A 25,061-nucleotide genomic window follows, 5' to 3' on the forward strand; every position below is an offset into this window, starting at 1 on the left:
TCACTCACCCCGTTGCCAGCGGTGATAGCGCTCAGCCCAACGCAATGCCGCCTGCGGGGCATGGGCTTTTTGCCACTCACCGGCCACGTACTTAGCCGCTTCAGACCATGTCGGATAAGGATGTATCGTGCCTAAAATCTTTTTCAGGCCTAGCCCGTGCTTCATCGCTAAAGTGAACTCAGCCAACATTTCCCCTGCATGGGCAGCAACAATCGTAGCGCCTAGAATGGTGTCCTTACCCGGCACAGTCAGCACTTCCACAAAGCCTTCACGCTCATCGGCGGTGATGGCGCGGTCCAGCTCTTCTAACTCGAAGCGGGTCGACTCAAAAGCAATACCCTGAGCTCGAGCCTCCTGTTGGTTTAGGCCCACCCGCGCAACCTCTGGGTGAGTAAAGGTCACGGCTGGAATCACGCGGTAATCCGCTTTAAAGCGCTTGAACAGGCCGAACAAGCCATTTACGGCGGCATACCACGCCTGATGCGCCGCAACATGCGTGAATTGGTAGGGACCGACCACGTCGCCACAGGCATAAATATTGGGATAGCGGGTCTGCAAGTACTCGTTTGTGGCGACGGTGCCCTGCGCTGTCAGCGGGATATTCAAAGTCTCTAAGCCAAAACCCTTGGTTCTTGCTGTGCGCCCAATGGCGAGCAGAAGGAAGTCAAAATGAATCGTCTCTGTCTCACCACCGTGCTGAACCCAGAGTCGCTGTTGCGCACCCTCTCGCTCGGCTGACATCGCTTGAGCATTCAATAACACACGCACACCCGAAGATTGCAGTGCCCTTAAGACCACATCGCCTACGCTGGCATCTTCACGGGGAAGGAGGCGCTTATTACGGCCCACCAATGTCACTTTAAGTCCTAGCTCGGCCATAGCTTGCGCGAGCTCACAGGCTATCGGCCCGCCGCCTAATACGGCGACTTCCCGAGGGCTACCGCGCAGCGACCACAGGGTGTCTGAAGTGACATAGGTCACTTGATCAAGGCCGGGCAAGTCTGGAATCGTGGGCGACGCTCCCGTCGCAATGACAATACTTTTCGTGGTCAGCGTTTGACCGTTTACCTTAACAGTCCAAGGCGATGTGATTTCAGCATGCCCTTTCAGTACCTCGACACCTAAGCCGGTGTATCGCTCTACAGAGTCATGTGGGGCGACTTGAGCGATCACACGCTGAACACGCTCCATCACACCGCTAAAATCCACCTCTGCCGTAACTGAGCTCAGTCCCAGCGTGCTGGCATGGCGTGCGTCGCGCATCAGTGACGCTGTTCGTATCAACGCCTTTGAAGGCACACAGCCATAGTTCAAACAGTCGCCGCCCATTTCATGGGCCTCGATCAACGTCACCTTCGCCTTGGTGGCTGCGCCAATATAGGTAGATACCAAGCCACCGGCACCGGCGCCAATAGCAATCAAGTTGCGATCAAATCGTTGGGGTTTGCTCCACGGCTTATAGAGCTGATAGCGCTCCCACAGGGACACGCACCAAGCACCTAAAAAGGGGAACAATGCCAGTAAAGCGATGGAAGCCATCACCCCGGGACTAAGAATGCCTTGGGCACTGGTAATCGTGGCTAATTGGGTGCCTGCATTCACATAGATCAACGTTCCCGGCATCATGCCGAGCTGACTAACCCAGTAAAACCGCAACGGTGGCATTCGCGTCAGGCCCATGACAAGGTTAATCAACATGAAGGGAAATAACGGGACTAGCCGTAAGGTGAACAAGTAGCGAGCACCGCGCTTTTCTACGCCTTCATGTATGGCTGCAAGCTTCGCTCCAAAATGTTTTCCCACCCAGTCCGCCAATAGATGACGTGACGCTAAAAAGGCGAGCGTCGCCCCTATTGAAGAGGCAAATGACACCAGCACCGTACCCACGGTGACGCCAAATAAGGCGCCTGCCGCTAAAGTCATGATCGCCGCACCTGGCAACGACAACGCGGTCACAGCCACATAGGCAGCGAAGAATATGGCCAACGACGCCACCGGATTGCTCTCATACTCTATCAATAGCTCGGCACGTGACGCCTGTAGGTTTGCCAATGTCAGCTCATGATGTAGCCCTAGGCCGAAAAACAGGCCAAAGGCAGTAGTAATGAGTGCTGCGGTGAACAGTTTGGAGCGTGTCATGCGGCGTCCTTGTTGGTAAAAATTGATCTTACCCTTCTAAGGCACCGCCACAACTGCTGCCTTGCCCTGCAGTACAGCCGTAGCAATGCTCTGCCACCCAAATCGGCTGCTGAACAAAGTCTTGTGTGAGTAAGTCCTTTAGGTGAGGCCGGCCTTGAGCCCCCTCTACAGGAATAGCTTTTCCCAATTGCTGGTTGAAATCACAATCATACAAGTAGCCCAGGTAGTCCACGCTGACCATGGTTTTACACATCACCGTTTTAAGATTTGCGGCGGCGAAGTTGTGTTTCAACAAGGTGAGATAGTCATCAAACTGCCCTTTCGAAATCAGCATGCTGCCAAAGCGCTGAATGGGCATATTGGTTATCGTGAATAGCTCGTTAAAGACAATACCAAACTGCTCAAAGAGCTCCCGCTTATAGTCTTGTTCAAGCTTTTTCTGGCTGGGCGGCAGCACAGGGCCCTGCGGGTTATAAACGAGACTTAGCCGTAAGGGACTATTTGCCTGGCCGTAGCCCAACGCATTCAGACGTTGAAGCGCCTCTATACTTAACTCAAAAACACCTTTACCGCGCTGCTTGTCGACATTCTCTGCTGAGTAGCACGGCAGCGAGGCAACCACGTCAACACCTTGTTCAGCCAGAAACTCAGCCAAGCCCTCATAGCCCGGTTCAAACAATATGGTCAGGTTGCAGCGATCGATCACTTTTACGCCCAGTGCCCGTGCAGCAATAACCAATCGGCGGAAGGCCGGATTCATTTCCGGTGCACCACCTGTGAGATCGAGTACTTGGATGTTTCTTTTTTCCATGACCTCAATGGCGAGATCAATGAGCTCATCACTCATGAGCTCTTTGCGCGTCGGACCCGCGTTAACGTGGCAATGTACACAGGATTGATTGCAGAGATACCCAAGGTTCATTTGCAGCGTCGTTAAAGACTGGCGGCGAATAGCGGGAAAGTCCGTTGCTTCGAGCAAGGCAAGGGTAGGCAGCATGTGGCGAATCCTGTTAGCGTGTTGTTCTTAGACTTCACATCTTGCGCTTTGTTACAGGCGAGAACAATTATTCGCCATCTATCTCAACAAACGACGAAAGCGCCTCTATCTCGGCAATTTTCTTTAGTCGCTTGATGCGCTGGAATTGCGCTGCTGCTTCTGGATAGTGCGTCGCTGTCATGGCCAACCATTGCTTATAGCGTCCAACCAAGCCGTCTTCGCTGCCGACTAATTTCCGCAGAAAATGCAACTGCCAGTTATTTATTTCATCCCAAGGCATGGCCTTGAGGTGTGGCTGCTTTAGCCGCGCAACCAGATCGGGCTCAGACACCGCACTGCGTCCGACCATAAACGTATCGCATCCACTGGCCTCCCTACAGGCCTGCAAGGCAGGCAAGGAGGAGATATCCCCATTTGCGATGATTTCCCACTCTGGATATGTCGATTTAACTTGGCCGATGGCTTCCCAATTAACAGGTGGGCGATATCCCTGGGCTTTAGTGCGTGCGTGGATGGTCAACCAGTTCGCACCCGCTTCATAGATAGCGCTGGCGTTATCCATAAGCTCATCGGTGGAGTCTATACCTAGGCGCATTTTTGCCGTGACGGGGATGTGCTCAGGCACAGCCTTACGCACGCTACGGACAATGTCATGTAACACTCGACTATCCACCAACAAGCTTGCACCACCACCATGGCGATTAACGGTTTTCGCCGGGCATCCAAAATTTAGATCAATGGCGGGAGAGCCTAACTCAACTGCCCGTTTCGCGTTCTCTGCCAGCATTTCAGCGTTGCTCCCCAGCAGCTGGAAATGCACGGGCGTCCCATTGGCGGTTAGCCCATCACTCATCAACTCAGGGCAGTGTTTATAAAAGACGGAGTTGGGTAAGACCCTGTCAGTGACACGCAGAAACTCCGTAACACACCAGTCATAGGGGCTGAGCTGTGTGAGGACATGTCGCATGGTGAAGTCTGTCAGACCCTCCATGGGCGCGAGCACGATTCTAGTCATAAATGCAGAAAGGGGGCCTTTCGGACCCCCTCCCATTCATAGTTCCACGTGGAACAATCACATTATTGCCGTTAGACGTCTAAGTTAGAAACTAAGAGCGCATTCTTCTCAATGAACTCGCGACGTGGCTCAACAGCGTCGCCCATTAAGGTCGTGAACATTTGATCGGCACCAATGGCGTCGTCAATGGTGACGCGCAACATGCGGCGGGATTCCGGATCCATTGTGGTTTCCCACAGTTGATCCGGATTCATTTCACCGAGACCTTTGTAACGCTGAATGCCAAGACCACGCTTTGACTCCTGCATCAGCCATTCGAACGCTTGCTTGAAGGTATCAACCTTCATTTGACGCTCACCACGCTTAATCACAGCGCCGGGCTCAATCAGACCTTCTAATGCGCGCGCAAGCGCATCGACCTGACGATATTCAGATGAACTAAAGAAGTCATAGCGCAGCGGGTAGCTATACGGCACACCATGCGCCATGAGCTCAACCTGCGGGAAGAAGCGCTGATGCTCTGGATCATCAACGGTTTGCACCAAGAAGCGCTGGCTAGGGTCCGCTGCCATATTGAGCGATGCCTGTAAGCGCTGACCCCAAACGGTTACCGCTTCAGCGGAAGATAGCTCTGCCGGCAATAAGGTTGGGAGCTTAAGCAGCTGCTCCAAAAGCAGGCTAGGGTAGCGACGCTTAAGTCTGTCTTGCAGTACGCAGAACTCACGGTACTGATTAATGAGTGCTTCAAGGGCCAGCCCAGCCACAGCAGGCGCTTCTGGATTCACGCGCAATTCCGCGCCATCCAGTGCAACAGAGGTCAGATAAACCTCCATCGCATCGTCATCTTTCAGATACTGCTCTTGCTTGCCTTTTTTGACCTTGTAGAGCGGCGGCTGCGCAATATAGATATAGCCGCGCTCAATGATTTCAGGCATCTGACGGAAGAAGAAGGTCAGTAGCAAAGTACGAATATGGGAGCCGTCAACGTCCGCGTCGGTCATGATGATGACTTTGTGATAACGCAGCTTGTCCGGATTATATTCATCACGACCAATGCCGCAGCCCAAGGCAGTAATCAGCGTTCCAACTTCTTGAGAGGACAGCATCTTATCGAAGCGAGCCTTCTCAACGTTAAGGATCTTTCCTTTCAAGGGCAGGATAGCCTGCATCTTGCGATTTCGACCTTGCTTGGCGGAGCCGCCGGCAGAGTCACCCTCCACCAAGTACAGTTCGGACAGCGCGGGATCTTTCTCTTGGCAATCAGCCAGCTTCCCAGGTAATCCAGCAATATCTAACGCACCCTTACGGCGCGTCATTTCACGAGCCTTTCTGGCCGCCTCACGTGCGCGTGCGGCATCAAGAATCTTCCCGACAATGGTTTTACCCGCCGAAGGATTTTCTAACAGAAACTCTTCAAACTTCTCATTCATCACAGAGGCAACGGCGTTGCTTACTTCGGAAGAAACCAGCTTATCTTTGGTCTGGCTGGAGAATTTAGGGTCTGGAACTTTTACAGACACAATGGCGGTTAAGCCTTCGCGCATGTCTTCGCCCACTGTAACGACCTTTTCTTTCTTGAGTAGCCCTTCTTTTTCCACATAGTTATTCAGCGTACGCGTTAGTGCTGTTCTGAAACCTTGAAGATGGGTGCCACCATCGCGCTGTGGAATATTATTGGTAAAGCAGTAGACCGATTCCTGATAGCTATCATTCCACTGAAGCGCCACTTCAACGCCAATCCCATTAGGCCCTTCGGACTGCGGAACCATAAAATGGAAGACGCTATTGATGGGTGACTTATTGGTGTTCAAGTAGCCAACAAACGCCGCCAGACCGCCTTCATACTCAAAAACCTCTTCTTTCTCATCGCGCTCATCCTTAAGCACAATACGAACGCCAGAGTTCAAAAAGGACAGTTCACGAAGGCGTTTAGCTAAAATGTCGTAGCTGTATTTGATGTTGGTAAAAGTTTCTTCGCTAGGGAAAAAGCGAACTTCAGTACCACGACCCTGCGTTTTACCAACTTCGCGCAGCGGGAACTCCGGCACACCGTGTCGGTAGGTTTGCTCGTATACCAATCCATTACGCCTAACGGTCAAACGTAATTCTTTGGAGAGGGCGTTTACAACTGAAACACCTACGCCATGAAGGCCGCCAGAAACCTTATAGCTATTCTCATCGAATTTTCCGCCGGCATGGAGCACGGTCATAATGACTTCGGCTGCAGACACGCCTTCTTCTTCGTGAATATCGACTGGAATTCCGCGACCATTGTCGGTGACCGTAATCGATTCATCGGCGTGAATGATGACATTGACTTCAGTACAGTGACCAGCCAAGGCCTCATCAATTGCGTTGTCTACGACTTCAAACACCATATGATGCAGACCGGTGCCGTCATCTGTATCGCCAATGTACATACCAGGGCGTTTACGAACAGCGTCTAGCCCGCGTAGAACTTTAATGCTGGACGAGTCGTAAGTGGATTCTTCTGTCATTTTATTACTCCTGGCACATCAATTTTGGACTGGACTTACGGCGCCATGTTCCACATGAAACATTTTGGTCTCCCCCAAGGGAAGCATCATTTCTAACTGATGCCTATCGATGCTCGTAAAAAAAGACTGCACCGACATAGACCCTACAAACTCAGCAATATGTAACCTGGCTGCATCGTCCAGTTCGGACGAAAGATCATCAAATAAAAAAACTGGTTGAACAGCGCAATTACTTTGCAACCACTGGCTTAAAACCAACTTCACCAGGCAAGCACATAGCTTCAGTTGCCCCCTAGAAAGTCGTTCATCAGCCGCCGTACCGTGCGACCTAATCTTTAAGTCCGCACGGTGAGGACCGTAAATCGTGAATCCTCTTTCCCGATCCTTACCCCGTGATGCCTCAAGCAGGTCAGAGTAATCCAACGTTTCTTCCCAACCCGCATAATACGAAACGGTTAAGTTGCTGGCAGGGAGGTATTGGGACAACACGCGCTCTAGCTCGGGCAGCAGCTGAGTTGCAAGCAATCGTCTCTGACTGCTCAAATCATTCGCAGCAACCGCAAGCTCAAGCTCCCAAAATTTTAATTCAGGAATCGAAATTTTAGCAGATTTAAGCAGGGAATTCCGTTGTGCCAGCGCGCGCTTTGCACGGGACCAAACAGCTAAAAATTCTGGTTCCACGTGAAACACGCCCCAGTCTAAAAGCTGCCTACGCGCCAAGGACGGCCCAGAAATCAACAATAATGACTCTGGATCAAAAAGTTGAAGGGGAAGATGCTGAGCTAACTCAGAGAGAGCACTAGCATTATGGCCATTAACTCGCGCCTCCGTAATACCAGCAGAACGCTTTAAGACGCCTAGCCGAGATCCATTGGCAAGCTCAGCAAACACCGTGGCGACGTCATGACCATCTTGAACAATACGACGAGCTCGCTGGGTTCGAAAAGATCGTCCCAAGCCTAAAACAAAAATCGCCTCCAAAAGAGACGATTTTCCAGACCCGTTTTCACCATAAATCAAATTAAACCGTGAGCCTGGCTCAATAGAAACATGTTCAAGATTTCTTAACTGAACAACATCCAGCTTAGCCAAGCTCACGGTTTAAACGTCACAATTACAACCGCATGGGCATAACAACATAGAGCGCATCAGCCTGCTCGTCATCGTTGTCTTGAATCAATGCCGAACTATTGGTGTCGCCCAAAATTGCTTTGGTGTAAGCCCCATTCAAAGCATTCAATACATCAAGAACATAGCTCACATTGAAGCCAATCTCTAAGTCCTTACCGTTGTACTCGACTTGGATTTCTTCTTCGGCTTCTTCCTGATCCGGATTAGTAGCTAGAATTTTTAACTGATCGCCAGCAATCTGTAATCGAACACCACGGAATTTCTCATTACACAAAATAGCAGCGCGCTGGAGTGAAGACTTAAGTTCTTCACGGCCCGTCACCAAAATACGGTCACCACCTTTAGGCAGTACACGCTCATAGTCAGGGAAGCGACCATCGATTAATTTCGAGGTAAACGTGACCGCGCCAACGGTCACACGAAGATGATTGCTGCCCAAAGTCAGTGTGACCTCCGAATCATCATCGGAAAGCAAGCGCGCAAGCTCTTGAATACCTTTTCTGGGCACAATAACTTGAGTTTTTTCAGATACTTGACCAGAAATCGGTCCGTCGCAGAGGGCCAAACGATGGCCATCGGTAGCGACCACACGCAAACGTCCTTCTGTAACTTCAAACAACATGCCGTTCAGGTAATAACGCACATCTTGCTGGGCCATGGCAAAAGACGTCTTATCGATCAGGCGCTTAAGCGACTTTTGCGACAGCGTCATGGTTAACGAGCCTGACAGGGTGTCGTCCAAATTTGGGAAGTCATTGGCTGGCAAGGTGGAAAGGGTGTAGCGACTCTTTCCAGATCTGAGCAACAGGCGCGCACCATCCAAGGAGAGCTCTACAGTCGCTGTGGAGGGCAGGGCACGGCAAATATCTAACAATTTGCGACAAGGCACTGTAATGCGGCCATCACTAGCGTCGGAAGTCAGCTCATGGCGAGCAACCAATTCCACTTCAAGATCGGTACCTGTCATAGCCAACTGACCAGACTCAACTACCATCAAGACATTGGAAAGCACTTGCAGGGTTTGTCTTTTTTCAACAACGCCTGAAACTTGTTGCAGGGGTTTAAGTAACTGATCACGTGTCATCGACAATTTCATCGTCATTTTCCTAAATCAAGCCTGCAGCAGGCGTAGCAAATTGTTGTAATCTTCGTCGAATTGAGGCTCTTCTGCTCTCAACTCGCGTACTTTTTCACATGCATGAATCACGGTACTGTGATCCCGACCATCAAAAGCCAACCCAATTTCAGGGTAACTGTTCTGTGTTAGTTCACGCGAAAGCGCCATCGCCATTTGACGCGGTCTAGCAAAACCGCGATTGCGCTTTTTACCCGTCAGCTCACGCAAGTTGATTCGATAGTACTCAGCAACCACACGCTGGATATTGTCGATATTAAACTGCCTAGCGCGCACAAGCAGCAGGTCACGCAGCGCTTCTTTAACTAAATCTAAAGTGACGGGTAGTCCACGAAAACGAGCTGTGGCGATGACCTTATTCAAGGCTCCCTCAAGCTCTCGCACATTACCCTGAACATGCTCAGCAATAAAATGGGCTGACTCAACGGGCAGGCCCATACCAATGGAGCCTGATTTTTTCAGCAGAATCGCTACACGGGTTTCTTTATCCGGCGGATCCACTTGTATAGATAAGCCCCAAGAAAATCTGGATTTGAGGCGATCATCCATATTATTGATTTCTTTAGGAATTCTATCAGAGGTCATGATGATCTGACGTGATTCCTGAAGCAATGAATTGAAGGTATGAAAAAACTCGTCCTGCGTACTTTCCTTCTTAGCAAAAAATTGGATGTCATCAATCAAAAGCGCATCTAGCGAGCGATACAGACGCTTGAAGTCATTCATCATATTGCGCTGCAAAGCGGTGATGAAATCCCCCACAAACCGCTCTGATGTTAAGTACATGACACGAGCTGAAGGGTTACGTCGCAAAATCTCGTTACCAACAGCATGCATTAAATGCGTTTTACCAAGACCAGTAGGGCCATAGATAAACAAAGGATTGGAATGCGGTGCGCCAGGGTTATCAGCGGCCTGCAAACAGCCTGCATGGGCTAACTGAGCACCCTTACCGGCAACAAAGTTGTCAAAGGTAAATAACGGATTCAGGCTACTCGCAGGACGCGGTAGTGGCTCAACCACAGGCTTAACCGCAGCGGAAGCTGATGCCCCTGAACTCGTCGTCGGGCGCGTCATAACGTTAGAAGCAGCGCGATCGCCTCGGCTACCTACGCGAATCGACACTGACTCAATGCGGCCCGAACTGATATCCAGCACGAGCGCCTGGATACGTGCCAAAAACTTATCTTGAATGTGTTTAACAAAAAAAGGGTTAGGTGCAAGTAGAACAAGACTGTCTGGAGACTCGTCCACCTGTAAGGGACGGATCCACATTTGGAAAAGATTAGACTGAAACTCACTTTCTAAAACAGAAAGCACTTGACCCCAAACACTGACTGACATCTAAAATTATCCACAAGTTAAAGTGAGCGCTTATAAGCATCGTAGGGTAGCATGAGAATAATTATCCACAAGCTAAACCTTGCTGTAGATAAGATTGGTGATAACCAAGACAGCGAGCACAGTCAAAGATGTTAAAAAGTCCACACAATGAATTCATCCACATTTCTACACAGGGTTAAAGACGTCATACAAGGGCATAAAAAGACAACTTTTTAAAATTATATGTAATTGTTTTTATTGAAAATAAATGACTTATCAACAAAAACAGTGGCAACCTATAACCATAACCAAAGCTCTTAAAATCTAAATATCTTTATATAAGAAGGTTGATCAACACGATCTGTTCATAAGTTTCACAACGATCAACAACTTAACTCGCTAAGATGTTTGACAAGGAGTACCGAAACGCCTAATATCTCGCACCTTTCCGCCCAGTCGGGCTTGAACAGATCGGATCACAGATCATGAAGCGTACTTTCCAACCAAGCACTATCAAACAAAAGCGTACTCACGGTTTTCGTGCACGCATGGCCACCAAAAACGGTCGCGCCGTTCTCGCACGTCGTCGTGCTAAAGGTCGCAAGCGTCTGACTGTCTGAGGCATTCCAGTCTGAGATCGTGACCGAACAGCGTTTTCCACCGACTGCTAGACTGCTAACACCAGCAGACTTCAAAGCGGTAATGGACAACGCTGTTTTCAAATCAAATCTCAATCAACTTTTATTGCTCGCAATACCTTCCACGACTCAACGATCACGCATCGGGTTCGTTATAGCGCGCAAGAAAGTAAAACGTGCCCTCGATAGAAATCGAATTAAGCGCGTGTGTCGAGATCACTTCAGACATCATCAAGCCGATTTTCCTGCGCTTGACATCGTCTACCTTGCCAGACAAAACCTCCAAACTCTCGACAATGCAGCCCTACGCACATTGCTCGACGAGGGCTTTCGTCAACTAAAAAGAAAAGCCGAAAAACAGTTAAAGGTGGCAACGTGAAGTGGCCTTTTATCGCGCTGATTAAGTTTTATCGATATTTCATCAGTCCTTTACTACCACCTCGATGCCGTTTCGAACCCTCATGTTCAAACTATGCGCTTCAAGCGTTTCAGCAATGGCCCTGGTGGAAAGCAATTTATTTAACGATACATCGCCTTGGAAGGTGTCACCCAGGGTGCTCAGGTGGGTATGATCCCGTACCTGAAAATCCTTCATCACTTCGGCAGGAACCGTAAAAATGGAAATCCGTCGCACACTGATCTTGGTCGCCTTAGCGATCGTCAGTTATTTTCTTTTTTTAAGCTGGCAGCGCGATTACGCCGTTCCTACGTCTAGCGCTGCTTCAAGCTCAATGAGCAGCAGTCTCAATGCGCCGGCTCCAACGGTAACGAATGAAATTCCAACGGCTACAGCGCCTGCAACCACGGACGTGCCAGTTGCCACAGTTCCGGTTGTCGCCCCAGTTGTTTCGGTTGATACACCGGAGCAAACGTCCACCAATACATCAGCAATTAACGTAAAAACCGATGTGTTGAACTTACGGATTGATTTGAAGGGTGGCGACATCACTCAGGTAGCCTTACCTAAATACACCAAAAAGGTAGACAGCACAGATGCGTTGATACTTTTAGATCAAAGCCCTGAAAGAACATACATTGCGCAAAGCGGTTTGATTAGCGTGGCAGGTCAACCGGGCGGTTTAGATGACCAGGCCGGTGGTCGACCCGTATATAAAGCAACGCAAACCGAGTTTTCACTTCCAGACGGTCAAGAGGTTCTGGAAGTTGCGTTAACCACGACCAATCAAGCAGGCGTTACTGTTCAGAAGATTTTCGAATTTAAACGTGGCGAATACCAAGTCAATGTTCGTTATGTGGTGAAAAACGAAGGTACTCAACCTTGGACAGGCCTTATGTTTGGCCAGCTGAAGCGTGACAACAGTACGGATCCCAGTGCTGATACTCACTCCTTCGGCATGGTGACCTTCCTTGGTGGTGCTTGGTGGACCCCAGAGAAAACTTACAACAAAGTCTCTCTAGATAGCTTTGCTAAAGAACCCTTGAACACCACGGTGACCGGTGGTTGGGTTGCTTTAGTTCAGCATTATTTTGTTGCCGCATGGGTTCCTAACGCGAAAACACAAAATGTGGTGTCTACTCGTGTTTCCTCCAATGGCAGTGAAAATTTTATTGGCTTTACCTCACCAGCGATTGTGGTTAATCCAGGCGCCACTGGCGTAACCGAAGCAAAACTCTACGCTGGTCCTAAAATCCAAGATAAGTTGAAAGATCTTTCCCCAGGCTTGGAACTGACAGTGGACTACGGTTGGTTATGGCCTATTGCTCAGTTCTTGTTTTGGTTACTGAAGTCAATTCATGGCTTCTTAGGCAACTGGGGTTGGTCAATTGTTGTCCTCACGATTGTTGTAAAGGCCGCGTTCTATCATCTGTCCGCCACAAGCTATCGCTCAATGGCCAACATGCGTCGAGTGATGCCAGAAATGGCGCGTATGAAAGAACAATTTGGCAATGACAGAGCCAAACTGTCTCAAGCGATGATGGAGCTGTACAAAAAGGAAAAAATTAATCCGTTGGGTGGCTGCTTACCCATCTTGGTACAAATGCCTGTGTTTATTGCCTTGTACTGGACCTTGATGGAGTCTGTAGAGCTTCGTCATGCTGGTTGGATTTTGTGGATTAAGGATCTTTCACTGCTCGATCCGTACTACATTTTGCCATTGCTGATGGGTGTCACGATGTACATTCAGCAATCGCTAAATCCTGCGCCAACAGATCCTACGCAGGCAAAAATGATGAAGTTTATGCCGGTCATTTTCACGGTGTTCTTCCTCTGGTTCCCAGCGGGCTTGGTGCTGTACTGGCTTTCAAACAACGTGTTGTCGATTGCGCAGCAATGGGCAATTACGCGTCAAATTGAAAAAGCTGCAGCTAAGTCTAAGTAATCAGACTGGCGGACTATGGATACGATAGCCGCCATTGCAACGCCGCCCGGAAAAGGCGGCGTTGGCATCGTTCGTATTTCCGGGCCGAAAGCGCCAGAAATTGCAGCCAAACTGACACATAGTCTGAACTGGCCTATTTCCCCCCGTAACGCCATTTTCACCACTTTCAACAATCTTGAAGGCGAGCGCGTAGATCAAGGCATTTTGCTTTACTTCGCCGCACCACATTCCTTTACCGGTGAAAACGTTGTTGAGTTTCAGGCACATGGTGGCCCCATTGTGTTGGAATGGATTCTGCAATCCGCCGTTTCAGCGGGAGCACGACTGGCTAGACCGGGTGAGTTTTCTGAGCAAGCGTTTTTAAACGACAAAATGGATTTGGCGCAGATTGAGGCGGTTGCCGATCTTATTTCAGCGGCCAGTGAACAAGCGGCTCGTTCAGCGCTGATGTCCTTACAAGGGGTGTTTTCAGCGCGTATTGATGAACTACTGGAAAGCCTCATTTTGTTGCGTTTGCACATTGAAGCTGCAATTGATTTTCCGGAAGAAGAAATCGACTTTCTGGCTGATGGGGTTTTGCTAAAGCAACTTGTGGCGTTGATGGCTCAACTTGAAGTAGTGCTTAAAACGGCCGAACAAGGCGTAATACAGCAGGAAGGTATGCGTGTGGTTATTGCTGGCTTACCTAATGCGGGTAAATCCAGTTTATTAAATGCTTTAGCAGGCGAAGAAATTGCCATTGTGACGGACATCGCCGGCACAACACGCGATGTGTTAAGAGAGCAAATTCAAATCGATGGCATGCCATTACACGTTATTGATACCGCAGGCTTGCGCGAAAGTCCCGATGTAGTTGAGCGTGAAGGTATACGCCGTGCATTAGTCGAAATTGAGAAAGCCGATCAGGTTTTATTTGTTTGGGACTGCAGCCGTGAAGACAGTGATCCCATCTCCCAGCTCAAGCAATTTTTCCCTCACTGCCCTGAACGACTCACTCTAATTGCTAATAAGTGTGATGCCAGCGCTTGGCTTCCGGGTAAAAGGGCGTATGAACTACATGGCCAAAACCATCCACTCATAGTAGTTTCTGCACGAGAAGGTGATGGCTTAATCGAACTTAAGCAGCACTTGAAACAACTCATGGGCTATGAAGCAGAAGGCACGGGTCAATTTTCAGCCAGACGGCGACATGTGGATGCCCTGAAACGCGCTCAGCAAGCCTTAGAAAATGCCGAAACAATGCTCAGATTGCACAGAGCAGGAGAGCTTGCTGCCGAGGATTTACGTATCTCGCAACAGTGTTTATCGGAGATCACTGGCGCGTTTAGCTCGGATGATCTGTTGGGCAGAATCTTTTCCTCGTTTTGCATCGGTAAGTAACTCAATTTTCCACTCATCGGATTTTTAATAGAGAAATTCGACTAGAAATTGACCATATCTTTAATTGGTACTATAGTACAAGTTGTGAGCCTGACCCAACCGGACTAGACTTAAAAAAAGGCTCAAGCAGGAGCAATAATGAACAAAAAGCAGCTAGGTATTGGCGCACTCGTTGTGGTCGCAGTCTTGGGGGTTTTTCAGGTAGCTACATTGCCACCTAAACCGTTTGAGATTCCTGCGGTTCCAGAAACCATTCCGCTTCCTAAGCCTCCGGCACTAACGGCCTACGATATGCCTACGGGTAACGTGCCCGTGAGTAACGAGCCCTATTTTTCAACGTTCCGTAGTGTTTCTCTCGAAGACTTATCCGAGCGAAATCTAAACACGGGCGTTTACTCTGGTACTCCTTACTGGAAACAGCGCGAACAATGGTTTAAGGATCATTTTTACGACACCTTAGCCTCACGCAAAGTGTGGAAGGATGGAACATCCCCAGATACCCACAAGCGGGGAGACCCCGTTACGTGGACATCAGAACCTATTCCGCAATACGTTCCACCGCCCTGCACCGAAGCACAGCCAACCGGCTATGACGCTGAAGGCTGCCGTTATGTATTGCAGCTCTTTAAAGACGTTGAAGCGAAAGATCCTGCAAAAGCTACGGCATTACGTGAACAAGTCCGCCGAGGACGTGATGTTTGGTTCAAAGGCACCTTTGGCAATCAAGATGAAAATTACCTGCTGCAATCGCGTGTGGTTGGTAAGGAAAATATGAACTACCCATGGCTGGATACGCGCACACGGCCGTATCGCTTTAGCAAATGGGGTTTGATCAATGACCCGGACTGTGTTCAAGGCGATGCTTCCACAAACTGGTACGACAAGTGCCAAGATCCGCATTCCTCTGGCGTTCTCGGTTACCGTAAATATTATGCGGATCCCATCAAAGATACGTCAGGCAAGGTTATTTATGACCCTAAGACAGCGCCGTATGATGTCAATGAAATTAAGCAAAATAAGCGCTTTGTTATCGGACACCCTTGTGTTCAGTGTCACGTAGGCTTTGATCCGACAAACGCGCCAAAAAACCCGAATCAACCAACGTGGGCTAACTTGAATGCCACGATAGGCAACCAACACATCGTACAGCCTGATGCCTTTTTCCATGGCGCCCCAACAAATAGTCCTGCGCGTCAAATCTTGAAAGGTGGACGCTTAGGCACGATTGATACTTCGTTGGTTGCCTCGGACTGGATGCACAACCCAGGCACGCAGAACAACATCATGGACTTCCATAACAAGCGGATGTTCTCGCATGAGATGAAGGATCCAGTAACAGGAAAAATCAGCACAGCAAATACGCGTCATGTCTTGAAGGGCGGTGAAGACAGCGTGGGCGAGCATTTAGCGCTGATTCGAGTTTACGTGAACATCGGTATGTGTACGGAAGAGTGCTGGACGCCGAACTTCCCATATCCAGGCCGTCTCATTGGTCGTGGAACAAAGCAAAGCCCAATGCGAATCATGCAGTGCGCCGCACAGTGCGATCCTTGGAACTATGCTGATGCGAAGATGGAGGACTTAACAGCTTTCCTCATCACTGGCGGTCCAACTTACGTTATGGCAGCAAAGGATTCGACAGGCGCCGGTAGTCAATTTGTAGACACCAAAGTCGTACCAAAAGGTCGTCAGGTATTTGCTCGTGAATGTGCCGCTTGCCACAGTACCTTGATGGCGCCGGAAAACATTCGTAACGATAAAAATGCGCTGGGCAAGTTCTACGAAGGCCATATCTTCGGTAAAGAAGACTATTGGACGTTTGAGTACAGCGAAGCTGAGCGCAAAGATCCAAAGTTCATCGCACGCTTTATGGCGAAGGATGCAAAGGGCCAGCTTCGTCCTAAGCAATTCGCCGAAAAGGGAATTTTTGGTCAAGACTGGTTAGGCAATGACGAGCGCGTGCCGTTCAATATTGTCGGAACGAACATGTGCCGTGCGCTGCACAATAACCACAACCAGGGTCATATCTGGGAAGAGTTCTCTTCAGAAACTTACAAGAAAACGCCTTCTCCCGGCTCAATACCTAATGTCTTGAATCGCATGATTCCGTTTATTGGCGGCACGAAACTGGGCGAGCGTAAAGTAGAGGGCGGTCCTGGCTATCTGCGCAATATCTCCCTGCTATCGGTTTGGGCTACCGCCCCTTTCCTGCATAACAATGCCGTAGGGGAAGTAACTTACTTGCCAGACGGATCGCCGGATTACACGGTGGCGGGTCGTATTAAGCAGTTTGAAATGGCCTATGACGAGTTGATGATGTCGGATAACCCAAAAGACGCCGTCCATCGCCCACAGAAGACGCTGAAAACGACGGAAGATATGCATGTCACGCCACGGGAAGATATGCAGGGCTATCCTAAGATTCCGGTGAAGAAAGGGACGCCCGTTGCGAATTTCGCATCGCAGAATCCACATAACCCATTGTTTATGGGCTGTGACGATCCCGTGGAAAACAAGGGTCACCAATTTGGCGTGAGTTTGTCGAAAGAAGACAAATACGCTCTACGTGAATTTTTGAAAATGATGTGATCTAGCTGAGCTGTCAAAGGCCGCCTGCGGGCGGCCTTTGTCGTGGAGGGCAGGGTGCGTATAACCAAAAAAATCGGGCTAAGCCTGATGGTATCGATCATCGCTTTAGCGATGGTGCTGTGGTTAAAGCCTCAGCATAGCGACGCCGAAATTAGCCAATTAGCCGCGTCGACGACATCCAAAAAGTCGGGGCTCTATGATCAACTAGTGCCGGCCTCAGACTTACCACCGGCCGGAACACGCTCGTTGTTCGACCACCTAATGGCACAAAATGATGGCTTGCCCTATCCGTTTGAAAAGCTCGTAAAACTGATTCAAGACCAAGACCCCAAAGCGGAGGATCCGATTTCCGTCATGATTCCGCACGGAAGATCTTTGCTGAAGGCGCAAGCCAATGAGCAGCATCCTCGGGTATTGATTGCGGCGGACTTTCAAGGCGAGAACAAGGCCAATAGCTTAGGGGCAACACCGCGGGGCCAGCTCTTTCTTGGATTTGTTGAGCAAGCCAATGAAATTGAAGTTTTAAGTTTCAACGAAGCGGCGGGGCGATTTGAGTTCCAGCTCGTGCAAAACTATTGCAAGGGCTGTGTGCCGCGGATCGTGTATGCCCGGCGAGAGATCTGCACCACCTGCCATCAAGGCGGCGGACCCATTTTCCCGCAGCGTCCGTGGAATGAAACCAATGGCCAGGCGGAAACAGCCGCCGCGATTCAGGCAGCTCGTGTTGGTGCGGTTAACTACATGGGCCTAACCATTAAGCAGCCCTTGTCTTCACCCGAGCGTTTTGACCAGCTCACGGATTTGGGTAATTTCTTTAACGTCACGCAAAAGCTTTGGTTAGACGGCTGTGGCGTGAAAGGCAATGATTGCCGTCGCTTAATGCTGAAGTTGGCCCTGCGCTATGCCGATAGTCCTGGTAGCTTCGACGTGAACTCAGTGGACGCTAAACAACTGCTGAAGCTGCAAGCCCAGACCTTCCCGACTCAGGGCATTTCGGTGCCCGAATCCGACTTATTCAATCGAGACCCAATGGCAGAGAAACAGGGTTTAAAAGGATGGTGGCGGAGCCTGTGGACTCGTGACATTAAGTTCGGAGAAGGCGCTAAAGATAACGAAGACTTATCCGCTTTTGACCAACTGCCAAAGCTGCCCGTGCGATTAGATCCGCTGACATTAAGACCGCCCAAGCAAATCATAAAAAGTAATGAACTGGCGGGCGTCTATGGCCTAGCGAGTTATTTCAGTGAGGCGGATTTAGCCAGCCTGGGTGCGGTTACTGGCTTTAATGGGGCGACGCTCGAGCGTAAAGTGGATGTACTGCCTAGCGCGCTGTTCGATGCCAAGCCCTTTGTTCGCGTAAACATGATGCGAGCGTTGTTAGGCCAACCAACTAACTATTGTTGCTTGGACACCACGGAGATGTCGCCGCCTGTAGCCACTGGCGTTCCGCCCTTAGCCATTAAGAAGCACCCCGCGTTAAAGCCCTATGAGGAATACTGCTTTGCCTGTCATCGGGGCAATCCGGCGAAACGCTTGAACTTTATGGCAGGTGCAACGGAAGATGAAGTGCTGGCGAATATACAAAATAAGGTAGAAATTCGTGAGGCTTTAGATTGGAGTCGCTACGCCGGGACGGAGAAAGCCAGCAAGCTGATGCCGCCCGAAGATTCTGTGCAGTATCAGGCCATGAAAGAGGCTGTAACAAAAGATGCTGCAGTGCTGACTCGAATGCGCGATGTTGTGCCCAACTTATTCGGGTTTTAATACTGAGAAAAATTATGACGGCAGTAAATCTTAAAAAAATGACCGCCGTTGTGGGGCTAGTCGGTGCCATGTTGCCGGGGCTAGCACAAGCCACACCAACCTTGGCACGGGCGTATAAAAGCGAGTATGGCTATATGCCATCCTGTAATGCCTGTCATAGCCAGGGCGGCGGGTCGACACTTAATACTTACGGCAAGTCGTTTAAAGCAGCCGGTAAAAACCTCGCGGCGTTTAGCAAAATTGCGGACCAAGATAGCGATGGGGATGGCGTCCCGAATAGCGCCGAGTCTGCGGCTAAATCCAATCCGTCCGATAAGCTATCGACGCCATCCAAGCCAGGCAACTGGCTGGATATGGCCAGCTTGATTCCTCGCGAAGTCCGAGCAAAATTTCCCAAAGTCCTGACGTGGCTGCCCAAAGATGCCCTGTTAACCAGTGCCGACATCGCCGCCGCAAAAGCACTGGGCGCCACGCTCAAGGCCAGTGACGAAAACACCATCTACATTCCCTTGGAAAACCAACGTCCAGCAGGTACGGCGCTTATTTTTCCGGCAAGCTATCAGGGCAAGACCTTTTTTTTGCTGATGACCACGGACCGAATGCTGTCTATTTCTTCGGTGTCGGTACTTCATGCCGATGCCATGCCTAGCGCTAAATCCAGCAAAATTTTTAGCAGCTTTGTCGGCAAAACCGTACAAACGCTACCGGTGTCAAATGCCAGCACCTTAGACGGAGCCATTTCCATGGCCGTGAAGCAGGCGAGTGCACTGCTCTATGTGCGGCTCAAAGGAGCATAGTTGTGTCCGAGAAATTTGATTTTTTCAGCGATGCCCCGGTGGTAGATCCCGCCATAGTGCAAGTTGCGGCTGAGCCATCCGCGTGGCTGACATTGGGCGGGCCGATTGGCTTAGTGTTTTTCTTTCTGTTGATTTGCTTCTTATTGCGTTGGTTTATTCCTTTTCGCGATACCCCGTTGCACTTCAATCTCAGAGACTTACCCGTAGCGGCACAGCGGGGCATTGGTTTATCCACGATACTTTTTGGAATCGCTTTCTTTTTTGGTTTAGCAGAGGTGCATTACCAGCTGGGCGTACACGGAAGTACAGACGCGTATTTTGAAAACATGACGCAAGGCAAGTTGATTGCCTTTACTCATGCGCATCTGTTTGGCTTTACCACGGCGTTTTTTATTATCGGTATTCCGTTTTCCATGCACTTTCACCGCGTACAAACGTATCAGTGGGTGTTTCCTGCGGGCTTGGCTGCCGCACTCACCGATATCATTTCATGGTGGGGCATTAAGTACATTTCACCCAACTTCGACTACGTCACCATGTTTTGTGGCGCCGTTTATGGTGGGGCTTACTTGTGGATGCTGATCGGCATTATCCGCATTATTTTCTTCCCGAATCTTCGCTGGTTTCCGGACGATATAAACGAAGGCCGCGGATAAGAGGCGTCAGTGTTAACATAGCGCCTCGTTTTTAGGGGTCTATGTGCCGTGTCATCGAAATTACCGCTGTTTAACAAGCTCGCCATTTTGCCTGAGTTGCTCACCACGCTGAGCGAACTGGGCTATGAGCACATGACCCCTGTACAGGCTGAAACCCTGCCTTCGTTGCTGGCTGGCCGCGATGTCATCGCGCAGGCCATGACCGGTAGCGGCAAGACCGCCGCCTTTGGTATTTCGCTGTTAAACCGATTGGTGGTGCGTGACTTTACGCCGCAAGCACTGGTGCTTTGCCCTACGCGTGAGCTCGCCGATCAGGTCACCAAAGCCCTGCGTCAATATGCGCGTGGCTTTGGCAATATTAAAATGCTGACGCTCTGCGGCGGCATGGCCATGGGCCCGCAGCTGAATTCCTTAGAGTTCGGCGCACAAGTCATTGTGGGCACACCTGGCCGTGTTCTTAAGCACCTTAAGCAAGGCTCTTTGTCTTTAACCGGGCTGAAAACACTGGTGCTGGATGAGGCCGACCGCATGCTCGATATGGGCTTTCATGCCAGCATGGTTGAAGTCTTAGAGTTTGTGCCTGTCAAACGGCAGACCCTGTTGTTCTCGGCGACGTATAGCGAAGAAGTACGCGCTTTGAGTGGCCGCTTTCAAAGCAATCCGGTGGAAGTCACCGTCGTTTCCGAAGCAGCCGTTTCGCCTATTGAACAAGTGTTTTTTGAGGTCGATCCAAAGGCGCGTGTGGCCGCGGTCATGGCGTTGCTACGACGCTATCAGCCGGAGTCTGCCGTGCTCTTTTGTAACACCAAGCAGCGCTGTGAAGAGGTACTGACGGCACTGCGCGAGCAGGGCTTCCCCGTTTCGGCGCTGCATGGCGATTTGGATCAGCGCGATCGTGATTTAGTGTTGGTGCAGTTTGCGAACCGGAGTCGTCCGCTGTTGGTGGCTACGGACGTGGCCGCGCGCGGTCTTGATGTGAAGGATTTGGCCGCAGTGATTAACGTGGAAATGGCTTTTGACCCCGAAACGCACGTACATCGCATCGGCCGTACGGGTCGCGCGGGTCAAACCGGATTGGCATTGAGCTTGTGTGTGCCTGCGGAGTCGCATCGCACCTTAGCCATCGCCGAATACCAAGACATCACGCCGATTTGGCAGGATTTGCCGACGATTAATGTGTTGTCGAAAATCCCGGCGCCGCGCCGCGTTACCTTGCAAATCAACGGCGGTCGTAAAGATAAGTTGCGCCCAGGTGATGTCTTGGGCGCGTTAACTGGCGAGGGCGGTGTGCCCGGCGCAAACGTGGGCAAGATTGATATTTTCGATCTCCACACCTATGTGGCCGTGGATCGCGAAGTGGCGCCTGCGGCGTTGCGACGTCTTGCTGAGGCGGGCGTGAAGGGCCGCAATTTTAAAGCCCGCGTGCTGGCGTAAAGGCGGTCATCATGGCGCTTAAATCAACGGTCTATAAAGTCCAGCTGAATGTGGCGGACATGGATCGTGACTACTATGCCGATCACGTGTTGACCATGGCCTGCCACCCTTCGGAAACCGAGGAGCGGCTGATGGTTCGGCTACTGACGTTTGCCCTGTTTGCCAGTGATGACATGCAGTTTACCCGTGGCCTAAGCAGTGAAGACGAGCCTGATCTTTGGCAGAAAGACCTGACTGGCGAAGTAAAGCACTGGATTATTCTGGGCATGCCCGACGAAACGCGCATTCGTAAAGGCTGCAATCGTGCCGAGCGCTGCACTGTAGTGACCTATGGTGATCGTGCGCCGCCAATCTGGTGGGAAAAATTACGCTCCAGCGTTCAACGATTTGAAAATCTCACGGTGTTGCATCTGCCCGAAGCGGTCACGATGGACTTAGCGAGCTCTGCGTCTCGCGGTTTGGATTGGCAAGTCACCATTCAAGATGGTACGACGTGGATTAGTGTGGATGGTCGTCAAATTGAAGTACGCCCCAGTCAGTGGCGCTAGCCTGAGCCCGCGAGCCATCGTTGTCGCTCCTTGGCTACTGGCGGTGGCACTGGCCTTCGGCATTGGCTCTGCGCAAGCCGAGCGTTGGGTGACCTATGTCATCGACTCAGACTCAACGCGTATCGGATTTCATTGGACCTATATGGGCATGCTGAGTCCGCGAGGCCAGTTTAGCCAAGCCACCGGCACCATTCTCTGCGACTTGGATCAGCCAGAGGCGGCGAAAGTGGATGTGCGCATTCCGGTGGCGACCTTGAAGACCTTTATGCCGGTGATTGACCGCACCTTACTCGGAACAGGCGATTACTTTCAGCCGGATAAGTTTCCGTATATGCATTTTCGTAGTACTGAAATGATGCATTTGAAGAAGGACACGCGAGAATTTAGTTTGATCGGCGAGTTAACGGTCAATGGCATCACGCGGCCGGTCGTGCTGAGTGCAAAGGTGGCACACAACGGTCAGGGCAATCCACTAAGTTCCGGCGCCCTAACGGCGACAAGTCGTTTTCGTCGCAGCGATTTTGGCATGAACAAAATGCTGGGCATTGTTGGCGATGAAATGCAGATTGTTTTGCAGGTAAAAGCGCGAGAAGCAAAAGCCCAGTTTGCAGCGCCCTAAGCGCCAAGGCGCTTAAAATTTGTACTGGCGAGGCCTGGAGCGTCGCCCTATAATCGCGTCCCTTTTTCTTGGCCTTCGGGTCGCCGCTTGGCCTTGCGCCGGCTCACGTTGAGTGGATACCGCCATGCATTATCCCAAGACTTACGATGTCATCGTTATCGGTGGTGGCCACGCCGGCACCGAAGCAGCCTTGGCCGCGGCACGCATGGGTTGTCAAACCTTGCTGCTCACCCACAACGTGGAAACGCTGGGGCAGATGAGCTGTAACCCGGCCATCGGCGGTATCGGCAAGTCGCATCTGGTGAAAGAAATTGATGCCCTTGGCGGCGCCATGGCGCTGGCCACCGACCGCGCCGGCATCCAATTCCGTGTGCTCAATGGCCGCAAGGGGCCCGCCGTGCGCGCCACGCGAGCCCAGGCTGATCGAGCGCTGTACAAGGCGGCGATTCGTTCCGTGCTGGAAAACCAGCCCAATCTCGACATCTTCCAGCAGGCCGCTGACGACTTGGTGGTCGAGGGCGACACCGTTAAGGGTGTGATCACACAAACCGGTATTCGCTTCACCACCAAAACCGTGGTACTGACCACCGGCACTTTCTTGGGCGGTACGATTCATATCGGCCTGGAAAATCATCGTGGTGGCCGTGCCGGCGATCCGCCATCGATTGCGCTGGCCAATCGTCTGCGCGAGTTGCCGCTGCGTGTTGGCCGCCTGAAGACCGGCACGCCGCCGCGCATCGACGCCAAGTCGGTGGATTTCTCGGTGATGCAGGCCCAGCCCGGCGACACGCCGTGCCCGGTCATGTCTTTCCTCGGAACGCGTGCCATGCACCCAGAGCAGGTCAACTGCTGGATCACCCACACCAACCTGCAAACGCACGACATCATTCGCAGTGGCCTTGACCGCTCGCCGATGTACACCGGCGTCATCGAGGGTGTGGGGCCGCGCTACTGCCCATCGATTGAAGACAAAATCCATCGCTTCGCCGACAAAGATTCGCATCAGGTCTTCATCGAGCCGGAAGGCCTGAGTACACACGAGCTCTACCCCAACGGTATTTCCACGAGCCTGCCGTTTGATATTCAAATGGCCTTGGTGCGCTCAATACGCGGCATGGAAAATGCGCACATCACGCGCCCCGGCTATGCCATTGAATACGATTATTTTGATCCGCGTGACCTCAAGCACACCTTAGAAACTCGCGTGATTCATAACTTGTTTTTCGCGGGCCAGATTAACGGCACCACGGGTTATGAAGAGGCTGGCGCGCAGGGCTTGCTCGCGGGCGTTAACGCGGGACTGCGTGCGCAGGACAAGCCGGGCTGGTACCCGACGCGTGATCAGGCCTATCTCGGGGTGTTGGTGGATGACCTCATCACGCTTGGGACGAAAGAGCCGTATCGCATGTTCACCTCGCGAGCCGAATATCGCCTGATGCTGCGTGAAGACAACGCGGACCAACGCTTGACCGAGCAGGGCCGTGCCTTGGGCTTGATGGACGATGTGCGCTGGGCTGCCTATTGCGCGAAACAGGAAGCCATTGAGCGCGAAAGTCAGCGTTTGAAAAGCGCTTGGTTGCATCCGGGCAGTACCGGAGCGCAGGCCTTTACGGCATTGACCGGCCAGGAATTGAATCGCGAAAGCAATCTCCATGATCTGCTCAAGCGCCCGCAAGTGACCTACGCGCAGTTGGCTGAATTAGTGCCAGACACGGGCGGCTTAGCCGATCCGGGTGCCATGGCCGTAGAAGCCGTGGAAATGCGTGAAGCGATCGGTGAGCAAATTGAAATTGCGGTGAAATACGCCGGTTATGTGGATCGCCAGAGTGATGAAGTGGCTCGTCTGCGTGCTCAAGAAGGCTTGGCTTTGCCGCTCGATTTTGACTACGACGCTGTGCAAGGCCTATCGAACGAAGTGCGCGCCAAGTTAAAGGCCGCCAGGCCGGAAACTTTGGCGCAAGCGGGTCGTATTCCGGGGATCACCCACGCCGCCGTATCACTGTTGTTAATTACGCTGAAAAAGCACGGGCGTGTGCGCACGCCCCAAACGGTCTAA

20 protein-coding genes are annotated in these 25,061 nt (G+C 51.1%); 13 read left to right on the top strand and 7 right to left on the bottom strand.

What is annotated here, in order from left to right:
* The 7 genes from AC14IB_RS10055 to dnaA form a co-directional block, all read right to left on the bottom strand.
* Window positions 1-2,139, bottom strand: a complete 2,139-nt coding sequence (locus tag AC14IB_RS10055; RefSeq protein ID WP_484231745.1) for an FAD-dependent oxidoreductase — start codon at window positions 2,137-2,139, stop codon at window positions 1-3.
* A gap of 28 nt (window positions 2,140-2,167) precedes the next feature.
* Window positions 2,168-3,136 (bottom strand): arsenosugar biosynthesis radical SAM (seleno)protein ArsS, encoded by a 969-nt coding sequence (arsS, locus tag AC14IB_RS10060; protein WP_484231746.1) that lies wholly within the window; start codon window positions 3,134-3,136, stop codon window positions 2,168-2,170.
* Between the two features lie 67 nt (window positions 3,137-3,203).
* Window positions 3,204-4,139 carry a tRNA dihydrouridine synthase gene (locus AC14IB_RS10065; RefSeq protein WP_484231747.1) on the bottom strand — a complete coding sequence of 312 codons (936 nt, stop codon included), beginning with the start codon at window positions 4,137-4,139 and terminating at the stop codon, window positions 3,204-3,206.
* A gap of 83 nt (window positions 4,140-4,222) precedes the next feature.
* Window positions 4,223-6,649: a DNA topoisomerase (ATP-hydrolyzing) subunit B gene (gene gyrB / locus AC14IB_RS10070; protein WP_484231748.1), complete on the bottom strand. Its 2,427-nt coding sequence runs from the start codon at window positions 6,647-6,649 to the stop codon at window positions 4,223-4,225.
* Window positions 6,650-6,667: 18 nt separating this feature from the next.
* A complete protein-coding gene (gene recF / locus AC14IB_RS10075) occupies window positions 6,668-7,747 on the bottom strand; it encodes a DNA replication/repair protein RecF (RefSeq protein ID WP_484231749.1) in 1,080 nt (359 codons plus the stop codon).
* Between the two features lie 16 nt (window positions 7,748-7,763).
* Window positions 7,764-8,876, bottom strand: coding sequence for a DNA polymerase III subunit beta (gene dnaN / locus AC14IB_RS10080; RefSeq protein WP_484231750.1), 1,113 nt, complete (start codon window positions 8,874-8,876; stop codon window positions 7,764-7,766).
* A 15-nt stretch (window positions 8,877-8,891) separates the two neighbouring features.
* Complete coding sequence (gene dnaA / locus AC14IB_RS10085) at window positions 8,892-10,259, bottom strand: chromosomal replication initiator protein DnaA (protein ID WP_484231751.1); 1,368 nt, start codon at window positions 10,257-10,259, stop codon at window positions 8,892-8,894.
* Between the two features lie 464 nt (window positions 10,260-10,723).
* On the opposite strand from dnaA, the gene rpmH reads away from it, so the two are divergent.
* The 13 genes from rpmH to mnmG all read left to right on the top strand — a co-directional run bounded on the left by rpmH (window position 10,724) and on the right by mnmG (window position 25,061).
* Window positions 10,724-10,858, top strand: coding sequence for a 50S ribosomal protein L34 (gene rpmH / locus AC14IB_RS10090; protein WP_068857706.1), 135 nt, complete (start codon window positions 10,724-10,726; stop codon window positions 10,856-10,858).
* A gap of 19 nt (window positions 10,859-10,877) precedes the next feature.
* Window positions 10,878-11,255, top strand: a complete 378-nt coding sequence (gene rnpA, locus AC14IB_RS10095) for a ribonuclease P protein component (protein WP_484231752.1) — start codon at window positions 10,878-10,880, stop codon at window positions 11,253-11,255.
* The gene (gene yidD, locus AC14IB_RS10100) at window positions 11,252-11,491 is read left to right on the top strand and encodes a membrane protein insertion efficiency factor YidD (RefSeq protein WP_484231753.1); all 240 of its coding nucleotides are present in this window, start codon (window positions 11,252-11,254) and stop codon (window positions 11,489-11,491) included. The genes rnpA and yidD overlap by 4 nt, the downstream gene beginning before the upstream one ends.
* A gap of 2 nt (window positions 11,492-11,493) precedes the next feature.
* On the top strand, window positions 11,494-13,218 hold the full coding sequence (gene yidC / locus AC14IB_RS10105) for a membrane protein insertase YidC (RefSeq protein WP_484231754.1): 1,725 nt from the start codon (window positions 11,494-11,496) through the stop codon (window positions 13,216-13,218).
* 15 nt (window positions 13,219-13,233) lie between these two features.
* Complete coding sequence (gene mnmE, locus AC14IB_RS10110) at window positions 13,234-14,598, top strand: tRNA uridine-5-carboxymethylaminomethyl(34) synthesis GTPase MnmE (RefSeq protein WP_484231755.1); 1,365 nt, start codon at window positions 13,234-13,236, stop codon at window positions 14,596-14,598.
* A 138-nt stretch (window positions 14,599-14,736) separates the two neighbouring features.
* Window positions 14,737-17,187 (top strand): hypothetical protein, encoded by a 2,451-nt coding sequence (locus AC14IB_RS10115; protein WP_484231756.1) that lies wholly within the window; start codon window positions 14,737-14,739, stop codon window positions 17,185-17,187.
* A 54-nt stretch (window positions 17,188-17,241) separates the two neighbouring features.
* The gene (locus tag AC14IB_RS10120; protein ID WP_484231757.1) at window positions 17,242-18,951 is read left to right on the top strand and encodes a hypothetical protein; all 1,710 of its coding nucleotides are present in this window, start codon (window positions 17,242-17,244) and stop codon (window positions 18,949-18,951) included.
* Window positions 18,952-18,965: 14 nt separating this feature from the next.
* Window positions 18,966-19,748 carry a hypothetical protein gene (locus tag AC14IB_RS10125; RefSeq protein WP_484231758.1) on the top strand — a complete coding sequence of 261 codons (783 nt, stop codon included), beginning with the start codon at window positions 18,966-18,968 and terminating at the stop codon, window positions 19,746-19,748.
* Window positions 19,749-19,750: 2 nt separating this feature from the next.
* Window positions 19,751-20,404 carry a hypothetical protein gene (locus AC14IB_RS10130; RefSeq protein WP_484231759.1) on the top strand — a complete coding sequence of 218 codons (654 nt, stop codon included), beginning with the start codon at window positions 19,751-19,753 and terminating at the stop codon, window positions 20,402-20,404.
* A gap of 48 nt (window positions 20,405-20,452) precedes the next feature.
* A complete protein-coding gene (dbpA, locus tag AC14IB_RS10135) occupies window positions 20,453-21,838 on the top strand; it encodes an ATP-dependent RNA helicase DbpA (protein ID WP_484231760.1) in 1,386 nt (461 codons plus the stop codon).
* 11 nt (window positions 21,839-21,849) lie between these two features.
* Complete coding sequence (locus AC14IB_RS10140) at window positions 21,850-22,386, top strand: YaeQ family protein (RefSeq protein WP_484231761.1); 537 nt, start codon at window positions 21,850-21,852, stop codon at window positions 22,384-22,386.
* Window positions 22,346-23,005, top strand: coding sequence for a YceI family protein (locus AC14IB_RS10145; RefSeq protein WP_484231762.1), 660 nt, complete (start codon window positions 22,346-22,348; stop codon window positions 23,003-23,005). The genes AC14IB_RS10140 and AC14IB_RS10145 overlap by 41 nt, the downstream gene beginning before the upstream one ends.
* A gap of 124 nt (window positions 23,006-23,129) precedes the next feature.
* Window positions 23,130-25,061, top strand: coding sequence for a tRNA uridine-5-carboxymethylaminomethyl(34) synthesis enzyme MnmG (gene mnmG / locus AC14IB_RS10150; protein WP_484231763.1), 1,932 nt, complete (start codon window positions 23,130-23,132; stop codon window positions 25,059-25,061).

This window comes from Perlucidibaca sp. (assembly GCF_057084925.1).